Origin of the sequence: Parasediminibacterium schistidii (assembly GCF_046546515.1) — a bacterium.
Lineage (GTDB): Bacteria > Bacteroidota > Bacteroidia > Chitinophagales > Chitinophagaceae > Parasediminibacterium.
This window is the reverse complement of sequence record NZ_JBKHKJ010000024.1, coordinates 33,758-51,093: the sequence shown is the minus strand read 5'-3', so window position 1 is coordinate 51,093 and position 17,336 is coordinate 33,758. Positions and strand designations below refer to the sequence as shown.

The window sequence follows — 17,336 nt, the reverse complement described above, 5'->3', positions numbered from 1 at the left end:
AAGACACGAAAGCACATAGAGGCACAAAGAAGCACGAAGAAAAAAAGAAATAAAATTGCCACGAATGCACGAGCAAAGGGAGAAGGAAAGAGGGAAAATTGAAGAACTAAGCGAAGATTTGAAATGGATTTTTTCTTCTTTTCCCGTGATTTATTTTTTTCGTGTTTATCTTTTTTGTATTTAACTCATTGATATTCAGGTGTTTATGTTTTTTAAAGCCTCATTTTTTATGATAATAAAAGTGAATTTTATGATAGTTTATTGATAATGGAATGATAGTTTTATGATATTAGAATGATAATTTATTGATAAGAAACTGAAAAGATTTTGATAGTGAATTATCATTTTCCCAAGCCAACTAACATCCGATTCGGGAGGCAAGGCAAAGATGCCCCAGTTGCTCCTTTAATGTAAAATTCGCTTGCATAGATATATAGGCCAAAATAAAAATCCTATATGGGGGAAATATTCCCCCATGGACATCCCAAATTTCCCCCATATAGGATGCTTGTTGAACTGCAAGCACCAAGGGATTTTATTGTGTAATAAATTAATATGGCCTGTTTCTGCCAAATAGAAAACAAAAAAAACGAAATTTTGAAATGCATCCCTTTTTGGGTTCAAAACCCTTTGTGCTTTCGAGTCTTTGTGACGATAAAAGGCGATAAAAAGTTAAGTGTAGCCGATACCCTCTTTTATCAATTCGTGCAAATGCAATATGCCTAGGTAGTGACCATTGGTTTCCACTATCAATTGGCTAATGTCGTGTAAGGCAAATACCTCCATGGCATCTACTGCCATTACAAAAGGTTCAATTGTTTTTGGGTTGGGGGAGCAAATATCGGCAGCAGTTATGTTTTTGATGTCGTCCCTTTTTTCCAGCATACGGCGTAGGTCGCCATCGGTTATAATACCTTTTACCTTGCCGGTTTCATCCACCACGGCTGTTACACCCAGCATTTTTTCAGTGATTTCCATAATCACTTCTTTTAACGTAGCTGTGGGAAGCACTTTGGGTACAAGGTTATTGGCAATAAGATCCTGTACTTTCAGGTATAGACGCTTGCCAAGGTTGCCGCCTGGGTGGTAACGTGCAAAATCTTCATTGCCAAAATCCCTTAGCTGCATCAGGCACACGGCTATGGCGTCGCCCATAACCATTTGGGCAGTTGTGCTGCTTGTAGGTGCCAGGTTGTTTGGGCAGGCTTCTTTGCTTACGGTGGTATTGATAACAAAGTCAGATTGTTTGGCAAGGAAACTATCCGTGTTGCCCACAATGGCCATCAATAGGTTATTGAAATTTTTAATCAGTGGCACAATGGCTTTTATCTCTGGGCTTTCGCCGCTTTTGCTCAAAATAACTACAATATCGTCTAGCTGCACCATGCCTAAATCGCCATGGATTGCATCGGCAGCGTGCATAAATAGGGAGGGTGTACCTGTAGAGTTGAATGTAGCTACAATTTTTTGGGCTACGATGGCACTTTTGCCAATGCCGCTTACAATGACCCTGCCCTTGCAGTGGTATATGGCATTCACAGCTGCCTCAAAGCCGCTATCAATAAATTGCTGGAGGCCAGCAATAGCATTTGCCTCTAGTGCAACCGTGTGCCGGGCTGCTTCTGTAATAGATAAATTCATGCGGCAGCAAAGTTATGGTTAGAGCGGAATAGGAGTAAAAACAATGTTATAATGCAGGTGCAAGTTTGGCTAATCTGCCACGAAGGCACAAAGACACAAAGAAGCACAAAGTTTTAAGGGAATAAAAAGAAAGGAAAAAAGAAGGAATTTTATATTATCAGTATCTTTTAACCTTCTTTTTCTTAGTGCTGCTTCGAGTCTTAGTGCCTTTGTGGCTATTTTCATTACGCTTTCATAACACCAATTTTTTTGCCATCCCATTCTGGGAACAAAACTTTGTCGTTATTGATATTCAAATGTCTGTCTGCCACTTCGCTGAAAACACTGCGGAAGTCGGTGGTTACTGGCACGTCCCGCCCATCTTCCAGGTTTTCCTTGGTTAATATGGGCATATTGCCATGCACAATGCCGCCGTTTACATCATTGCCTAGGATAAACAAGCAACTGCCACGCCCATGGTCTGTGCCTGCGGTGCCATTTTGTTTCACGGTGCGGCCAAACTCGGTCATGGTCATCAAGGTTACATCATCTTGATAAGCCGAAATATCTGCCCAGAAAGCAGCAATGGCTTTGCTTAAATCATCCACGTTCCTAGCAAAAACACCTGTTTCCACGCCTTGGTTATAGTGCGTGTCCCATCCGCCGCACTCTGTAAATGCCACTTCTAGGCCTACGTCCATTTTTATTAGCTGCGCTATTTGCTTTAATGAATTGCCCAACTGGCTTTCGGGGTATACTGCATTGTTTGCAGGCTTGTAATTTTTAGTGTCTGTTTTTTGCAGCATTTTCACTGCATCAAAACTTTCCTTGCCTGTTTTGCTCAATAGCGAAGAAGATGTTTGGTCGTACAAGTCCTCAAAGCTTTTAGAGGCCATGTTGGCACTCATGGGGTTGCCCCGCATTTGGATGGCAAAATCCTGCAAATTGCTAATGGCCAGCGTGGCATTGTCGCCATAAAAGGAACGTGGCAAAGAGCTGGTAAGGCTTACGGCCTGGAATGGCGTAGCCCCTTCATGCCCTAGCAGGCCAATAGCCCTATTTAGCCAGCCGCTGTTGCCGCTTTTGGTGAAAGGCGTGCCTGCTTCCATGTAGTCCTGTGCATCAAAGTGCGAGCGAGTATTATTGGGCGAGCCTACTGCATGTACAATACCCAGCCTTTTTTCCCTGAAAAGCGGCTCAAAGGCTTTCATGGATGGGTGAAGGCCAAAACGGCCATCCAGGTCTATCAGCGGATTGGCTGACGACCCTTTTGCGGCCGACATAAACAAGGTAGGCCGTGCTATTTTTAGGTTGTCGTCCGTAAACGGTGTTACGGCCATCAACCCGTCCATTGCCCCACGCTGGAATATGCAAACCAGCTTTTTGTTTTTCTTGTAAGGCGATATTAATTTATCGCTATTGGCCGCGCGGGCTATAAATGTGGGTACCCCACCAACGCCTGCGGCAAAAAGTGCCAAAGCACCTGATTTTAGGAAACCTCTTCTTGTGTTCACGGTGTAAATAATTATGAGTTATGAATTATTAGTTATGAGTTTTTACTTATCATTATAGGTTAAAATTTATAACTTATAATTTATGACTCATAACTAAAGAATTATCGTCTTTGAAATTCTGGCGAGCCAATGATAATGCCCGTTACTTGCGAGAGCATAGTATTGTTCCCCGCATTCATGGCCATTAATTGCTGGATGGTGTAATCGGGCACTTTTTTCTTGCCAGGCTTTTCTTTTAATAACCGTTTTTTGTCGTGCGCGGTTCCTTCACCATCACCATTGCTCATCATCATGTCGTCCCCACTGTTCATGGTCATCGATTGCGGCTCTTGCGGCGGTGCCATGGACATTGCTTTGCTTGCAGCAGAATCTATTTTTTTGTGCAACTGGGGATCATTGATTAGTGGTTGGAGCCTCTTTACAGTTTCATCTACCTTCCTTTCGGGCATCAGGAGCTTGCAATAAGTTGCCAATGCGGCTTCTGCGCTTTCTGGCTCATGGTTGTTGTTCAACCCTACAAGGCTAAAAGTAACACCTGGTATCCGTTGAGAAGCCATTGCCAAACCAAAATTCATGCGGCTAAGTAAGGAGCCTGTATTGATCCAATATTGTGCCTTGTCTGGAAAACCAGTAGGGGCTTGGTAGTAATATATTTTCTCTCCCATTTTATTGATCCAGTTGAACAATTGGTAAGGCTGCGTAACTTTTGCATTCAATGCCCTCACGGTGCTGATGGTCAACTCAAAAGGCGATTTTATTTTATCCCTTAGTGCATCCGCTGCCCAAAACTCTGGCGATTTTACCATTGTCATCAATACTTCTTTTATGTTGCCATCCTTGTCTAAGAACGTTTTTGCCATCCTATCTATCAATGCCTGTGGTGGGTTGTCGCTCACAAAACGCACTGCCAGTTTTTTAGAGATAAAATGTGCAGTTGAAGTATGGTGCGCCAATATATCCAGTAGTTTCACCCCTTCATCATAGCCACCGCCAGCAGGGAAGGTTTTGCCCAATACTACTTTTTCTGTCTTATCGTGCTTGTTTACGGTAAACATAAAATCGCCATCGTGTACAAAGCCTTGTTGTTTCAATTTTTCCTCGCCTACTTTTTCTATCATTTTTTTAATGGCTTGCTGCCCGCCATAATAATCGTGCATGGGGTATATGGTCCAGCCAGTAAGTACTTTTGCGGCATTGGTTACATCCGTTTGCGTATAGCCGCCATCCACGCCCAATGTATGCAGTTCCATCACCTCACGGGCATAGTTTTCATTCAAGCCCTGTGCGTTTTTGGCTTTTTTAATTTTATCCATTATTTCTTTATACCTGCCCGTTGTGTCGCCGGTTTGGTTCATCATCAGTTGCTGCGCATACAGTTCACGAAGCCTTTTAGCACCTGCTTCCGTGTTGCCGTTGCCTTCGCTGGCTACGCTGCGGAAATTGTCTAGATAAGCCAGCATAGCAGGCGATTTGGCAGTTGCCAGCAATAAGGTGCCGAAGTTGCCAAGGGCATTGGGCCGCAGTACATCTTTTTCATATACCGTTATATAATGGCCACACTCGTTTTTGGTGAGCGACACATTGAAATGGTTGAACCAGAAGCTAGTCATTACCTCTTTTAGCTGGTTGTTGCTATAAGCGGCGCGCAATATTTTCTGGTTAATTAACTGGCGGAATAGTTCACCAGATGGCTTCAAGCCCTTTTCCTTCATATATGCCTCTAGTAGCGGCCTGTATTCTTTTTTATCAAACTGCCCAGAGTCTGATTTAATATAGCCATCTTTTATAGCCATTTTTAGGGTAACATTGTTGTTTTGAGGATAAATATTGACAATCTGCGTATTGTCCATGGACAGCGTTTCGTAAGGGTTCAACATTGCGGAGAGCGAATCATCGGGCTGGCTGGCTTCAAGTTGTTGCTCAAACCATTTTTCCACGCCTATTTTAGCTACTTCATCCACCTGGCCTGGCGTAGCCCCAAACGTAAAACGGCTAAGCAGGTGGGCGGCAGCCTGCTTGTCGGTAAGCCCTGCTTTTTTGTAAGGGAACTTAGCCGAATTCATGCTTTGCTCGGATGTGGTGTAGGAAGAAAAAATACCAATGGCGGCAATCAGTACCAATAAGGGCAGGAATACTTTTGAATATGTTTTCATAATATTAAAATGATTGATGGCGTTAAAAGCAATAAATAAGTGCGTATTTAACAGACATAATAGGTTAAGCAAAGTTTAAGGATAGGGGGGTAGTTTTAACAGTTGGGGTTTCTCGCCACAAAGGCAGGAAGGCTCAAAGCGGCACACTTTGTTTTATCCGATGGGCTATGGGCTATACCCATCGCTAGTATATAACACCTCTTCGGGGCTTTGCAGGCATATTTGCCATGAATCTCGGTTTTGTAGGAATTTTTCGATTTTATAGAGGAGCGATTTTATAAATGCACCTTAATCACACTGGGATTTTACGTTTATAGTAATCGAAAAATAGCTTCCCTTCGACTCCTTCGGGGGGCGCATGTGCTTTATGGATTGATTATTTTCTATACCCGTTTGATGCCGATGCCCTCGGCTCAATGCTGTGCATTAGATCTGTAAAGCAAAAAACTTTTCTGCCCCCGTATCCAAATAACCTTTAAACTTCTTTTTCTTTGTGCTTCTTCGTGTTTTTATGCCTTAGTGGCTAAATACAATCCTTTAATTTTACACCATGCTTTCTACCAGACATGAAGTGTTTCTTCAAGTAGCCAAGGAAAAAAGTTTTTCCAAGGCGGCGGCGGTGTTGTTTATATCGCAGCCAGCCATTAGCAAGCATATCAAGGCACTGGAACAGGAATACAAAACCAAGCTGTTTGAACGCAAGGGGCTGCATATAGAACCTACCGCCGTGGGTAGCCTGCTGTTTGAAAAGCTATTGCAGGTAAAAAACATACAGGAACAAACTGCCCACGATATATCTTTGCTTAGCAATGCCATGCAGGTAGAGGGCAGGCTAAAACTGGGGGCAAGCACCACAGTGGCATTGTATATTTTACCAAAAGTATTGTCGCAATTCCACCAACAGTACCCGAATATTGATATTAGTGTGCTGAACAGGAATACAGAATCGGTATTGAATGCATTGATAAACAAAGAAATTAACCTAGGCATTATCGAGGGCAATGGCCGTTTGTCTAACATAGACTATATGCCTTTTACCACTGATAAGGTGATAGCCGTTTGTAGTGCCAAAAGCCCTTTGGCACGAAAAAAGATTTATACCATACAAGACATTGCCCAAATGCCCATTGCGCTAAGGGAAAGGGGCAGCGGCACATTGGCAGTTTTAAAATCTGTACTGGAACAGCACGGCATAAAAGAAAATGAACTACAGGTAAAAGTGAAGCTAGGTGGTACAGAGGCCCTGAAAAACTTTATCATTGAATCGGATTGCCTTGGTTTTTTGCCACAACGTTCTGTAATGAAAGAGCTGCGCTATGGCGAGCTGGTAAGTATAGAATTTGAAGGACTGAATATAGAACGTAGCTTTTATTTCATTCAACGAATGGGTGAGAACAGCAACCTGAACAAAATATTTATCAAGACAGCTAAAAAGGAGTATAACATTTAGTTATGCTTCATAATAACTTGTGAGCAATGTAGTTATATCATTCCACTTAGCTTTACTGCATGGAACAGGATATAGCAACCCTTTCGACTATTACACATTTGTATTGCCCATCGTGCAATAAACAATATAGTATATATAGCTTACAAACATTTGCTACTTGTTGCAATCAGCCTTTATTAAGTGCTTATAATACCAATCAAGTTTCAAAAGAGGCAATTGATACCTCTATTAGTTCCATGTGGCGGTATGCAGCTTTGTTGCCATTACTGGATGAAAGCAACCTCGTTTCCCTTGGCGAAGGTTGGACACCCACTTACAACCTATCAAAAACAGCAGGCAAACTAAGCATAGACAAAATACTGCTAAAAGACGAAGCACTAAACCCTACTGGGTCTTTTAAGGCAAGGGGCATTAGTGCCGCTGTTTCCAAGGCAAAGGAACTGGACATAGCGCATATAGTGATACCCACTGCTGGCAATGCGGGCGGGGCATTGAGTGCTTATGCCGCAAAAGCTGGCATTGCAGCCACTGTTATCATGCCCAAGCACACCAGCGAAACGCTAAAAGAAGAATGCAGGCTATATGGCGCAGAACTGATTTTATTGGATGGGCTAATTGATGCCTGCGGCAAAAAAGCAGGGCAACTAAAGCAAGAAAAAGGGTATTTTGACATGAGTACCCTGAAAGAACCTTACCGATTAGAAGGCAAGAAAACACTTGGCTACGAAATAGCCGAGCAGCTCAACTGGCAATTGCCCGATGTAATCATATACCCCACTGGCGGTGGCACAGGCCTGATAGGTATGTGGAAAGCCTTTGGGGAAATGAGAGAAATGGGCTGGATAAACGGAAAGCTACCCCGTATGGTAGTAGTACAAACAGAAAATTGCAACCCCATGATACAGGCATTACAATACGGTGCTATACCCGATAGTTATATAGCCACTCCTTCAAAAGCATTAGGCTTGGCAGTGCCAAGACCATTTGCCAAGGACTTGATTTTAGAAGCCGTAAGGACTAGCAATGGCACAGCCATCTGCGTAAGTGAAGATGAAATGGAGCAAGGCATCCATGAAATAGCTTCCTCAGAAGGTATTTTGCTGTCGCCAGAAGGCAGCGCCACTTATATGGGGCTGAAAAAATTGATAGAAAAAGACTGGGTAAAAGAAGACGAAACCGTATTGCTATTCAATACAGGATCCTGGTACAAGTATAGGTAAAGTGGGCGGGATATGAAGACCAAAATTTATTGGGCATTGTTTTAACACGCCTTATTCGATGGGCTACACCCATCGCTAGTATATGACACCCCTTTGGGGCTTTTCGAGCCTATTTACCATGAATATTGATTGCATAGGAGTTTTTTGCTTAAATGCCTCTTTATATTGATTTGATGGTCGGCTCTGATGCCGCTGGCATCAAACGTTTATAGAAAATAATTGGCCTGCAAACACCTGCGACCCCGCTTAGGTCGAACGATAGCAGCGGTTGATTTCTATAAACGTAAAATCCCGATGGGATTATCACACATTTATAAACCTGCTTACACCAAAAGCGGAATGCTTTTATGCACCTGGAAAACTATCAACAAAATAGCCATCACTATATTTGGTTAGGTTTTCGTGCCTCATTTGCCAAGCCTGCTGCCAGCAGAGTTTCTGTTATTTCAACCCTTTATAAAACATCGCTAATAATTACCTCTTTGCACGCCCACCTTATACTACCCTAAAACAAATTTATTCCTTTTTTATATACCCAGCCTACCCCTACTTTTGCAGGGGGCATAAAAGTTTTTCGCCTAACTGCTCTGTTAGATTCGATAACTTGATTTGGTAACTTTCCAAAAGTTGCCAAATACAACAATTATACAACTTATAACGTACAACTCAAAAACGTATAACTCAATATGAGCAACATCCAACCTTTTAAAGCATTGCGCCCTGTAGCGGAGCTTGCCAAGCAAGTAGCCAGCAGGCCTTATGATGTATTGAACAGTGCAGAAGCCCGCATAGAAACAGATGGCAACCCTTATTCGTTCCTGCGGGTTACCAAAAGCGAAGTAAGCCTTCCTGAAACGGTTGATATACATAGCCCCGAAGTATATGAAAAGGCAAAGGAAAACCTACAAGCGTTTATAGAAAATGGGACTTTGATAAGGGAAAGCAAGCCTTGTTATTATATCTACCAATTAATTATGAACGGCCGTAGCCAAACGGGGCTAGTATGTGTAAGCAGCGTAGATGATTATGAAAACGACATCATCAAAAAACATGAGTTTACCCGCCCTGAAAAAGAACAGGATAGGATAAACCATATTAAAACTTCTGGCGCGCAAACAGGCAATGTGTTTTTGGCTTATAAAAATGTTGAAGCTATTGATACGTTGATTGTCAATTGGAAAGCCAACAATGCACCTTTGTACGATTTCTTGGCAGACGATGGCATACAAAACACCATTTGGCAGGTTAGCAACGATGCAACCGTGGCAAAAATCACCAGCCTGTTTGAAACAGAAGTACCTTTCACTTATATAGCCGATGGCCACCATCGTGCTGCTTCTGCTGCAAAAGTTAGGAAAGCATTGGGCAACGATGCAACAGAGGGGAGCGATTATTTCCTTACTACCTTGTTCCCGTCCAACCAATTGTACATCATGGATTACAACCGCTTGGCAAAAGACCTAAATGGCCTGTCAACAGAGCAATTCCTAGATGCATTGAATGAGAAATTTACTGTTACAGTGGTAGGCGACACCCCTTTAAAACCCACAAATTTGCACGAGTTTGGCATGTATTTGGGCGGTTCATGGTACAAACTAACGGCAAAGGAAAATACTTACACAACCGACCCAATTGGCATATTGGATGTTACCATACTGCAAAACAATATTTTGGATGCTATCCTAGGCATAGCTGACCCTCGCACAGACAAGCGTATTGATTTTGTAGGCGGCATCCGGGGCTTGCAAGCACTTGCAGAGAGGGTTGATAGCGGCGACATGTCAGTAGCTTTTAGCCTGTACCCTGTAACCATCCAGCAATTGTTTGATATTGCCGACAGTGGCAACGTTATGCCCCCTAAAAGCACATGGTTCGAGCCTAAGCTAAGGGACGGTGTGCTTACGCACTTGATTTATGAATAAAGTTTTATGTTACTACTAGGTGCAAGTTTGGTTAATCTGCCACGAAGGCACGACGCCACAAAGAGGCACAAAGTTCTAATGGTAGAAGAAATACAAAGCATATAATCCTTTTTCTTCTTTTTCTTAGTGCTTCTTCTCGCCTTCGTGGCTTTGTGGCAAAATAAACACTGGGTAGCATAGTTTTATTAATTTATTAACTTTACCAATGCACCAATACAAGGGTTATAAGTATCTATAATATGTACTTGTAACCCTTTTTAAAATAAAGGCTTAAAACAAAACGAAATGAAAAAATTTATCTTTTCTATGCTGCTTTCAAGCTCCTTTTTTGCAGCTTTTGCCCAGCCGGCTACTAGCTTGTACCAAACTGCAAGAACCTATATGATGCATGGCGATTTTGAAAATGCGGCAATCAATTATAATACATTATTGAAGCAAGACCCCAACAATGCAGATGCCCTTGCCGATTATTGCTACCTGCTGGTACTGCAAAAAGATTATGCAAAGGCCATTGAGCTTGGGAAGCAATTGATAGCCAGCCCAAAAGCCAATGTGCAGGTATACCAAACACTAGGCCTTGCATACAAGGGCAAAGCTGCTTACAAAGAGGCAGAGGCATTGTACAAGGCAGGCTTGGTAAAATTTGCATCAAGCGGGGTACTGTACAATGAATATGGCGAATTGTTTGCCATGCAAAATAAATTGTCAGATGCCATTTTGCAGTGGGAGACTGGCATAAAAGCAGACCCTAACTATAGCAACAATTACTACAATGCCACCATGTATTACAGCAAAGTACAGATAGACTTGTTCTGGGTAATACAATATGGGGAAATTTTTATCAACCTTGATAGCTACAGCGCACATACTGCTACTATCAAAGTAAAACTGCTGGATGCCTATAAAAAAATATTGGCTGGCGACCAGTTGGACAAGCTAGCAGCAAACCCTGCCAACTCCGATTTCCAAAAAGCATGGTACCAAACCATCAGCCTTAGCAAAAGTGCGGTGAAAAACAGTATAGATGCTGAAAGCCTAGGGGCTTTGCGTACACGCTTTATCTTAGATTGGTTTTACAGCAAGCAAAACGAAAAAACACCTTTCCATTTGTTCGACAATAACCAATACCTAGTAAAAGAAGGTTTTTTTGATGCGTATAACCAATGGATTTTTGGCGAGGCAGCTAGCCCAGAGGCTTATCAGGGATGGGCAAACACACACGATAAAGAGTTGAATTTTTTTAAAGCATTCCAGCAAAACAAAATATACAGGCAGCCGGCGGGGGAATATTATAAGTAGGTATAAAAATAAGAAGCCCCCAAACTGTAGTTAGTACAGAGGGGGCTTCCTTCATTTGCAGTTTGCTCCGAGAGCTATTTTTGAGGCATTTTTGCCTCTATTTCTTTACATAGGGCACTAAATATTTCATCTAGGCTGCCTTCCCCCTTTATATGTTTTACCTTATCGGTAGCCGTGTAATAGTTGGCTACAATAGATGTCTTGTTCTTGTATTCTGTAATCCTGTTCCTGATAATGGTTTCGTTGGTATCGTCGCTACGGCCACTGGTTAAGCCCCTGTTTAGTAGGCGTGACACTATTTCTTCTTCCCCAACTTCCAGTGCTAACACAATACCTATAGACGTGCCTTTTAGTTTCAGCAATTTGTCCAATGCCTCTGCTTGTGCTGTAGTCCGTGGGAAACCATCGAACAAAAACCCTGCTACCTGTGGGTTGGCATCCAGTGCCGAGCTTATCATGCCTACCACCACTTCGTCTGGCACTAGCTGACCTTGATCCATCATTTTCTTAGCCTCGATGCCAAGTGGCGTGGCTGCTGCAATTTCACTCCGCAATAAATCGCCCGTAGATAGGTGCTTGAGGTTGTACTTAGCTATCAGTTTTTCACTCTGTGTGCCTTTGCCGCTGCCCGGGGGGCCAAATAAAATGATATTAAACATGTACAGTATCCTGCTATTTTAGGTGCGAATATAACAATTGCTGCGAAATATGCTTTAACAAAACCTTACAGCAATAAAATTGTTTTTTTTGTAAGGCTTTTCATCCCATGCGTATCCAGTTAAATAAGCCTAGCTTTAGTAAAAAAAAGGATATAACTGTAAATTATAAAAATTGAAAACAACAAATTTTTTATTAGTAGCGGCAACTTTTATATTCCAGAGTTGCAATTCCCAAACAACCGTAAATAAAAAAAATATGGACAATGCAAAAACAAACAACCCTGTTTATTCAAAAACAGACAGCAGCAAAGTAAACCTGAAAGACGAGGAGTGGAAAAAAGTACTAAGCCCAGAGGTTTACTATATAGCCCGTCAAAAGGGTACGGAAAGGCCTTATACCAGCAAATTCGAGGATTTTAAAGAAGCAGGCACATTTTATTGCGCCGCCTGTGGTAACCCTTTGTTTAAAAGCGATGCCAAATTTGAAAGCGGATGCGGCTGGCCTAGTTTTTACGAGCCAATCAGCAAGGGTGCTATTATTTACACGCCCGACAACACCCACGGCATGAGTCGTACAGAAACACAATGCGGCCGCTGCAAGGCACATTTGGGTCATGTGTTTGAAGATGGCCCGCCCCCTACAGGCTTGCGTTTTTGTATCAATGGCGTAGTACTTGATTTTGAAAAAGCCAAGGATGCAGAGAAAAAATACAATGCTGCAGAAAAAGCCAAAAAGGGATAGGAATAATTATGTTTGAGTAAAGCTAAGTAAATGGCTGGTAGGGTAGGCATAACAGAAAAAGAGAGGCAATGCAATGGAGCAGCCTCTCTTTTTGTGCAAAAGGGATGTAATGAAAAGTTTCTTATTAATATTCGTCTTCGTTGAACATAAAATCTTCCTGGCTAGGATAGTCTGGCCAAATGTCTTCAATGCTCTCGTATATCTCGCCCTCGTCGTCTAGTTCTTGCAAGTTCTCCACTACTTCAATAGGCGCACCGCTACGAATTGAATAGTCAATCAATTCATCTTTCGTGGCCGGCCAAGGAGCTTCTTCTAAATAACTGGCTAATTCTAGGGTCCAAAACATAGCTTCAAAATTTTTGCAAATGTAACTCTATAAATTAAATTTCCAAATGTTAATTTACAAACCTACCATGGCAGTTCTTGACCTAAGTGGATATACTTGCCTGTAGGGCCATCGCTGCCTAATAGGGCTAGTGCCACAGAAGTTTTTGCCCCATCTTCTATGCTCATCGGTGCGGCATCGGTACCCAGTTCTGTTTTTACCCAGCCAGGATGTGCAGAATTTACCTTGATATTTGTGCCAGCCAATTTTGCTGCTAAGTGGATGGTGTACGAATTTAATGCTGTTTTAGACGTGTTGTATGCAAACAGCTTAGAGGCATAAATAGGAGAATCGGGGTCGCTATGAAGCGTTAAAGAACCCAAAATGCTGCTTAGGTTTACAATACGCCCTGCTTCGCTTTTTTCTATTAAAGGAAGCAATTTATTGGTAAGTTTCACAACGCTAAAGAAGTTGGTGTCAAAGGTTTGCCTAAATGCTTTTTCTTCAATAGTAGTAACGTTGTTGTCGCCAAAGTGGCCTTCTTCCACAATGATGCCAGCATTGTTCACCAGTATGTCAAGTTTGCCATACTTGTTGCTGATGTAGTCATACGCTGCCTGTACAGATGCATCACTATCTACATCCAACTGTAAAAACGTAACGCTTACGCCTTGGACTTTTAATGTTTCTACTGCTTTCAAGCCCCTTTCTTCGTTGCGGGATGCTGCCAAAACAGTTACGCCTGCTTGTGCCAATTGCTTGGCTGTTTCAAACCCGATGCCCTTGTTGGCACCGGTAACTAATGCTACTTTGCTCATTTTATTTAATTTTAAATTGGTGATTTGATTGTTTTTTTCCTTGTGCTGCTTTGTGTTTTTGTGCTTTTGTGGCAAAAAACGTTTCTTGCTATGCGTTGTAAGCCGCTGCAAAACCCTTTGCAAAGTCTTCCAGCTTTATTTTCCCCAATACAGGCTTATGTTTAAAATAATCTTCTTGTATCAGACCTTCCCTTATCGATTTGCCCATTTGCGTGTAGCCATTGGCTATTTCTTCGTCAAGGCCAGCCCCCAGCATTCCTTGAAGGCTTTGTTCATCTGTAAACACTACCCATGGCGTGCCTGGCTTGCCAATGGCTTCGCCAAGTATGGCGGCTATTTCATCTGTTGTGCGTTCGTCGCTAGCAATGTATTGTATGGAATGCCCTTTGAAAGCAAAGTGCAGCAATGCCTCTGAAGCCACGGCAGCAATATCGCTTGGGTCAACCAGCACAAGCGGCTCTTTGCCACCAAAGTTTGCCCCGAAAATATTGGCTTGTTTTACCAACCCAATCATGCCATATAAATTGTTCATGAAGTACGAAGGCCTTAGCATCAGCAAGTTTACATCCGTTAAGGGCGCTAGTTTTTCTTCTAGGTAGCCCAAGCCGTCAATAGGGCCTGCGCCTTTGCGCAAATGCGCCCCAATGCTGCTTAGCTGCACCACATATTTTATATTGTTGGCAGCTATGGCAGCTACATAGTTGTCTGATATTTGTTGCTGGTAGGCCAGCCAATTGGCTACTGCCCATTTGGGCGGCACCATCAGGTAAACAGCATCTGCCCCTGCAAACGAGCTATTCACAAAACTTGCTTCTTCCACGGAGCCTACTAATGCTGTAGCACCGAGATCTTCAATGGCAGCTACCCTGTCTGCACTGCTAGTAATTACTTTTACCGAATGGCCAGCTGCAACCAATGCCGCAACTATTGGCTTGCTTATGTTCCCCAAGGAACCTGTGATAACATAATTCATACTGGTTTGTTTTAAAGAATTATTATTGTATATACAAATGATTAAACAAAAAAAATCAACTCAGCTTATCGGCCAGTGTACACATATTCCAAACCATCTTTTTGCTTTCTTCTTTGCCCAATATGTCGCACGAGCTTTTTGAGAAATCTGTAAGGCATTCTTTTAGCATAGGCATCAGCTCTTTGCCTTCGGGTGAAGGGAACACATTTGTTGTTTTGCCTTCCGTAATGCGGATAACCAATTTTTTCTCTTCCAGTTTTTCTATCAAGCGTGTAATAGTGCTTGGGCTAAGCTGCAAATGGTTAGCAATACACCCCGGCTGCAGCCCGGGTTCTTCTAGTACCATCATCAGCAAATAAGCGTGGCTTGGCGAAAGGTCCACAGGCTTCCAGCTTTCAATTGCCAGTTTTTCTACTTTCCTGGCCAATGCATTGGCTGCAAAATAGAGGCACTGGTTATATTTACTTTCCGTCGTCTTCATTTGATAGTGCAAATATAAAGTAGTTTTATTTGTATGTACAAATATTTTTTTGTTTCAAAAGTTTATCTTCAACCAATGGAATATACTGCCCACTTGCAGAAAGACAAAAAGCTGGCTACCATCCTTGGCACAGCCACCCACCAATTGGTATTGCACCAAAACATACCCCTGCGGTTGATTGCCAGCATCATGAGCCAGCAGCTAAACACCAAAGTGGCGTCTATTATTTTCAAGCGGTTTTTAGCGTTGTACAATGGTGCAGAACCCACACCTCAACAAGTAATAGACACACCTTTTGAAAAATTAAGGGTAATAGGGTTAAGCAACAACAAGGTAAAATACGTTCAAAATGTAGCCGCCTTTTGCCTGGAAAATAAAATTACAGATACCCTGTTGCTGGGCATGGAAAACTATGAAATCATTAAACTTCTAACCCAAATAAAAGGCGTTGGCCAATGGACGGTGGAAATGTTGCTGCTATTTTCCCTAGGGCGGGAGGATGTATTTGCGGTGGACGACCTAGGTATTCAGCAAGCCATACAGCAGTTGTATGGCCTAGATGCCTCGGATAAAAAGAAGCTGAAAGCCGATATGCTGCAACTGTCTGCCCAATGGAAGCCCTACCGCAGCTATGCTTGCCTGCATTTATGGAGATGGAAAGACAATATCAATTGATAATTAATAGTTGATAATTGATAATTGGGTTGGGTTTTTGCATCAGCTTGCCCCTTAACCAATGTTTCCTCAACTATATCGATTTAGGTTTCTTATTCACCAAATAAACACCGCTTAAAATAATGCCCAAGCAGCCTATTTGAAACAAAGTAACGGTTTCGCCATAAAAAATGCCCCAGCCAGCGGCTATAAAAGGGATGCCATAGGTAACCATGGAGCCAAACAATGCCCCAGCACGTTTTACGAGCCTGTAAAACAATACCGTTGCAAAGGCTGTGCCTGCAATGCCTAAAGTGCAGGAAGCTACCGTGGATTTAATAAACGCCATTTGCCCAAGCGGCTTATAAAAATAACCAGTGGCCAAAAGCACCGCTAGGCAAGCAGGGATTAGCATAACAAACGCTGCGGAAGCAATATTAATAGAGCCAATGCCAACCATGTGGCGGCTCACCATATTTACAGTTACGGCATACATAACCGTAGCTAGCAATACCAGTGATATATAATTAAAATTCTCAAAATGCAATTGCCCGTTTGGAGATACCAAAAAAAACAACCCTGCCAAGCCAATTAATACGCCTATCAGTTTTTGCAGCCCAGCCATCATTTTAAAAAACAAAATACCTATTACCACGGTACAAAGCGGCGTAAGGGAATTGATCATGCCTGTTAAGGAGCTGTTTAGTTTTGTTTCTGCTAGGCAAAACAAAAAAGCTGGGAAAAAATTCCCAATCAACCCCGACAGGAACACAATGGCTATTTTATTGGATGGTATTTCATTAAATGCTTTAAGACAAAAGGGTATAAGCACTACCCCGGCGCTTAATATACGCAGGGCAGCTACCTCATAAGGCGCCAAACTTTCCATGCCTATTTTCATCAGCAAAAAAGAGCTTCCCCATATCAAGGATAGCACAACAAACAACACCCAATTCATAAAGCTGTCTTTCAAAAGCAGATATTTTGTGTAAAGGTAAGGTTGGGCAAAACAAAAACCCCATGCAGCCTTACTATAAGGAAAACGAAGGTTAAACCTGAAAAATACCCAATATTGGGTATTTTTCAGGTTTAACCTTCGTTTAATTTTGTTGCATCTTGTACAAGTTAGATTATCAGGATTAAAATTCTTGGTTATTGTACTTTTTCTATACTCATCTTTTTATTAGTGCGGATTCAAGTTTTAGGTTAGCCGATAGTGCATTATTATTTCATTTATGGCTTACGCCTAAAATATTTTGAGTAGCAGAAAAACAATTTTTATTGGCGGGAATGTTATTAAATTAGAAGCTATGCAAATTTTAAACGGCAAAATAGGTTTTTGGCAGGTTTGTCAATGGGTTAGAGGGTTATGGCACAAAAATAAAAATATTTGATTTTTTTTACTATTATTGTAACAATATATATTAATACCTACTTCCCATCAAAGAAATGAAAGTAGAAATTTTTGAATGTACAATTTTAAAACATTAAATTCCTACTAATTTA

General features: G+C 42.0%; 15 protein-coding genes. 6 read left to right on the top strand and 9 right to left on the bottom strand.

Going from position 1 to position 17,336, the window contains the following annotated elements; all coding sequences use genetic code 11:
• Positions 1 to 672 precede the first annotated feature (672 nt).
• The 3 genes from ACHFIY_RS13945 to ACHFIY_RS13935 form a co-directional block, all read right to left on the bottom strand.
• Complete coding sequence (locus tag ACHFIY_RS13945; protein WP_410846718.1) at positions 673 to 1,641, bottom strand: KpsF/GutQ family sugar-phosphate isomerase; 969 nt, start codon at positions 1,639 to 1,641, stop codon at positions 673 to 675.
• 224 nt (positions 1,642 to 1,865) lie between these two features.
• Entirely contained in the window at positions 1,866 to 3,134 is a 1,269-nt protein-coding gene (locus ACHFIY_RS13940) for a DUF1501 domain-containing protein (protein ID WP_410846717.1), read from the bottom strand.
• A 101-nt stretch (positions 3,135 to 3,235) separates the two neighbouring features.
• Positions 3,236 to 5,287: a DUF1800 domain-containing protein gene (locus tag ACHFIY_RS13935; RefSeq protein WP_410846716.1), complete on the bottom strand. Its 2,052-nt coding sequence runs from the start codon at positions 5,285 to 5,287 to the stop codon at positions 3,236 to 3,238.
• A gap of 550 nt (positions 5,288 to 5,837) precedes the next feature.
• Between ACHFIY_RS13935 and ACHFIY_RS13930 the strand changes: the two genes are divergently transcribed.
• From ACHFIY_RS13930 to ACHFIY_RS13915, 4 genes are all read left to right on the top strand, one after another.
• Complete coding sequence (locus ACHFIY_RS13930) at positions 5,838 to 6,737, top strand: LysR substrate-binding domain-containing protein (protein ID WP_410846715.1); 900 nt, start codon at positions 5,838 to 5,840, stop codon at positions 6,735 to 6,737.
• A 59-nt stretch (positions 6,738 to 6,796) separates the two neighbouring features.
• Positions 6,797 to 7,957: a threonine synthase gene (locus ACHFIY_RS13925; RefSeq protein WP_410846714.1), complete on the top strand. Its 1,161-nt coding sequence runs from the start codon at positions 6,797 to 6,799 to the stop codon at positions 7,955 to 7,957.
• Positions 7,958 to 8,643: 686 nt separating this feature from the next.
• Positions 8,644 to 9,879, top strand: a complete 1,236-nt coding sequence (locus ACHFIY_RS13920; protein ID WP_410846713.1) for a DUF1015 domain-containing protein — start codon at positions 8,644 to 8,646, stop codon at positions 9,877 to 9,879.
• Positions 9,880 to 10,164: 285 nt separating this feature from the next.
• Entirely contained in the window at positions 10,165 to 11,178 is a 1,014-nt protein-coding gene (locus tag ACHFIY_RS13915) for a tetratricopeptide repeat protein (RefSeq protein ID WP_410846712.1), read from the top strand.
• Between the two features lie 74 nt (positions 11,179 to 11,252).
• On the opposite strand, the gene ACHFIY_RS13910 is transcribed toward ACHFIY_RS13915, so the two are convergent.
• Positions 11,253 to 11,837, bottom strand: coding sequence for an adenylate kinase (locus ACHFIY_RS13910; RefSeq protein WP_410846711.1), 585 nt, complete (start codon positions 11,835 to 11,837; stop codon positions 11,253 to 11,255).
• A 256-nt stretch (positions 11,838 to 12,093) separates the two neighbouring features.
• Between ACHFIY_RS13910 and msrB the strand changes: the two genes are divergently transcribed.
• On the top strand, positions 12,094 to 12,579 hold the full coding sequence (gene msrB / locus ACHFIY_RS13905; protein WP_410846710.1) for a peptide-methionine (R)-S-oxide reductase MsrB: 486 nt from the start codon (positions 12,094 to 12,096) through the stop codon (positions 12,577 to 12,579).
• Positions 12,580 to 12,703: 124 nt separating this feature from the next.
• Here msrB and ACHFIY_RS13900 read toward each other — a convergent pair whose 3' ends face one another.
• The 4 genes from ACHFIY_RS13900 to ACHFIY_RS13885 form a co-directional block, all read right to left on the bottom strand.
• A complete protein-coding gene (locus ACHFIY_RS13900; RefSeq protein ID WP_111293716.1) occupies positions 12,704 to 12,925 on the bottom strand; it encodes a DUF2795 domain-containing protein in 222 nt (73 codons plus the stop codon).
• Between the two features lie 62 nt (positions 12,926 to 12,987).
• Positions 12,988 to 13,722: an SDR family oxidoreductase gene (locus ACHFIY_RS13895; protein WP_410846709.1), complete on the bottom strand. Its 735-nt coding sequence runs from the start codon at positions 13,720 to 13,722 to the stop codon at positions 12,988 to 12,990.
• A gap of 88 nt (positions 13,723 to 13,810) precedes the next feature.
• Positions 13,811 to 14,695: an NmrA family NAD(P)-binding protein gene (locus ACHFIY_RS13890; protein ID WP_410846708.1), complete on the bottom strand. Its 885-nt coding sequence runs from the start codon at positions 14,693 to 14,695 to the stop codon at positions 13,811 to 13,813.
• A 55-nt stretch (positions 14,696 to 14,750) separates the two neighbouring features.
• A complete protein-coding gene (locus ACHFIY_RS13885) occupies positions 14,751 to 15,176 on the bottom strand; it encodes a MarR family winged helix-turn-helix transcriptional regulator (protein ID WP_410846707.1) in 426 nt (141 codons plus the stop codon).
• Between the two features lie 33 nt (positions 15,177 to 15,209).
• Between ACHFIY_RS13885 and ACHFIY_RS13880 the strand changes: the two genes are divergently transcribed.
• Complete coding sequence (locus tag ACHFIY_RS13880) at positions 15,210 to 15,851, top strand: DNA-3-methyladenine glycosylase family protein (protein ID WP_410846706.1); 642 nt, start codon at positions 15,210 to 15,212, stop codon at positions 15,849 to 15,851.
• A gap of 73 nt (positions 15,852 to 15,924) precedes the next feature.
• On the opposite strand, the gene ACHFIY_RS13875 is transcribed toward ACHFIY_RS13880, so the two are convergent.
• The gene (locus ACHFIY_RS13875; protein WP_410846705.1) at positions 15,925 to 16,803 is read right to left on the bottom strand and encodes a DMT family transporter; all 879 of its coding nucleotides are present in this window, start codon (positions 16,801 to 16,803) and stop codon (positions 15,925 to 15,927) included.
• Positions 16,804 to 17,336: the final 533 nt, after the last annotated feature.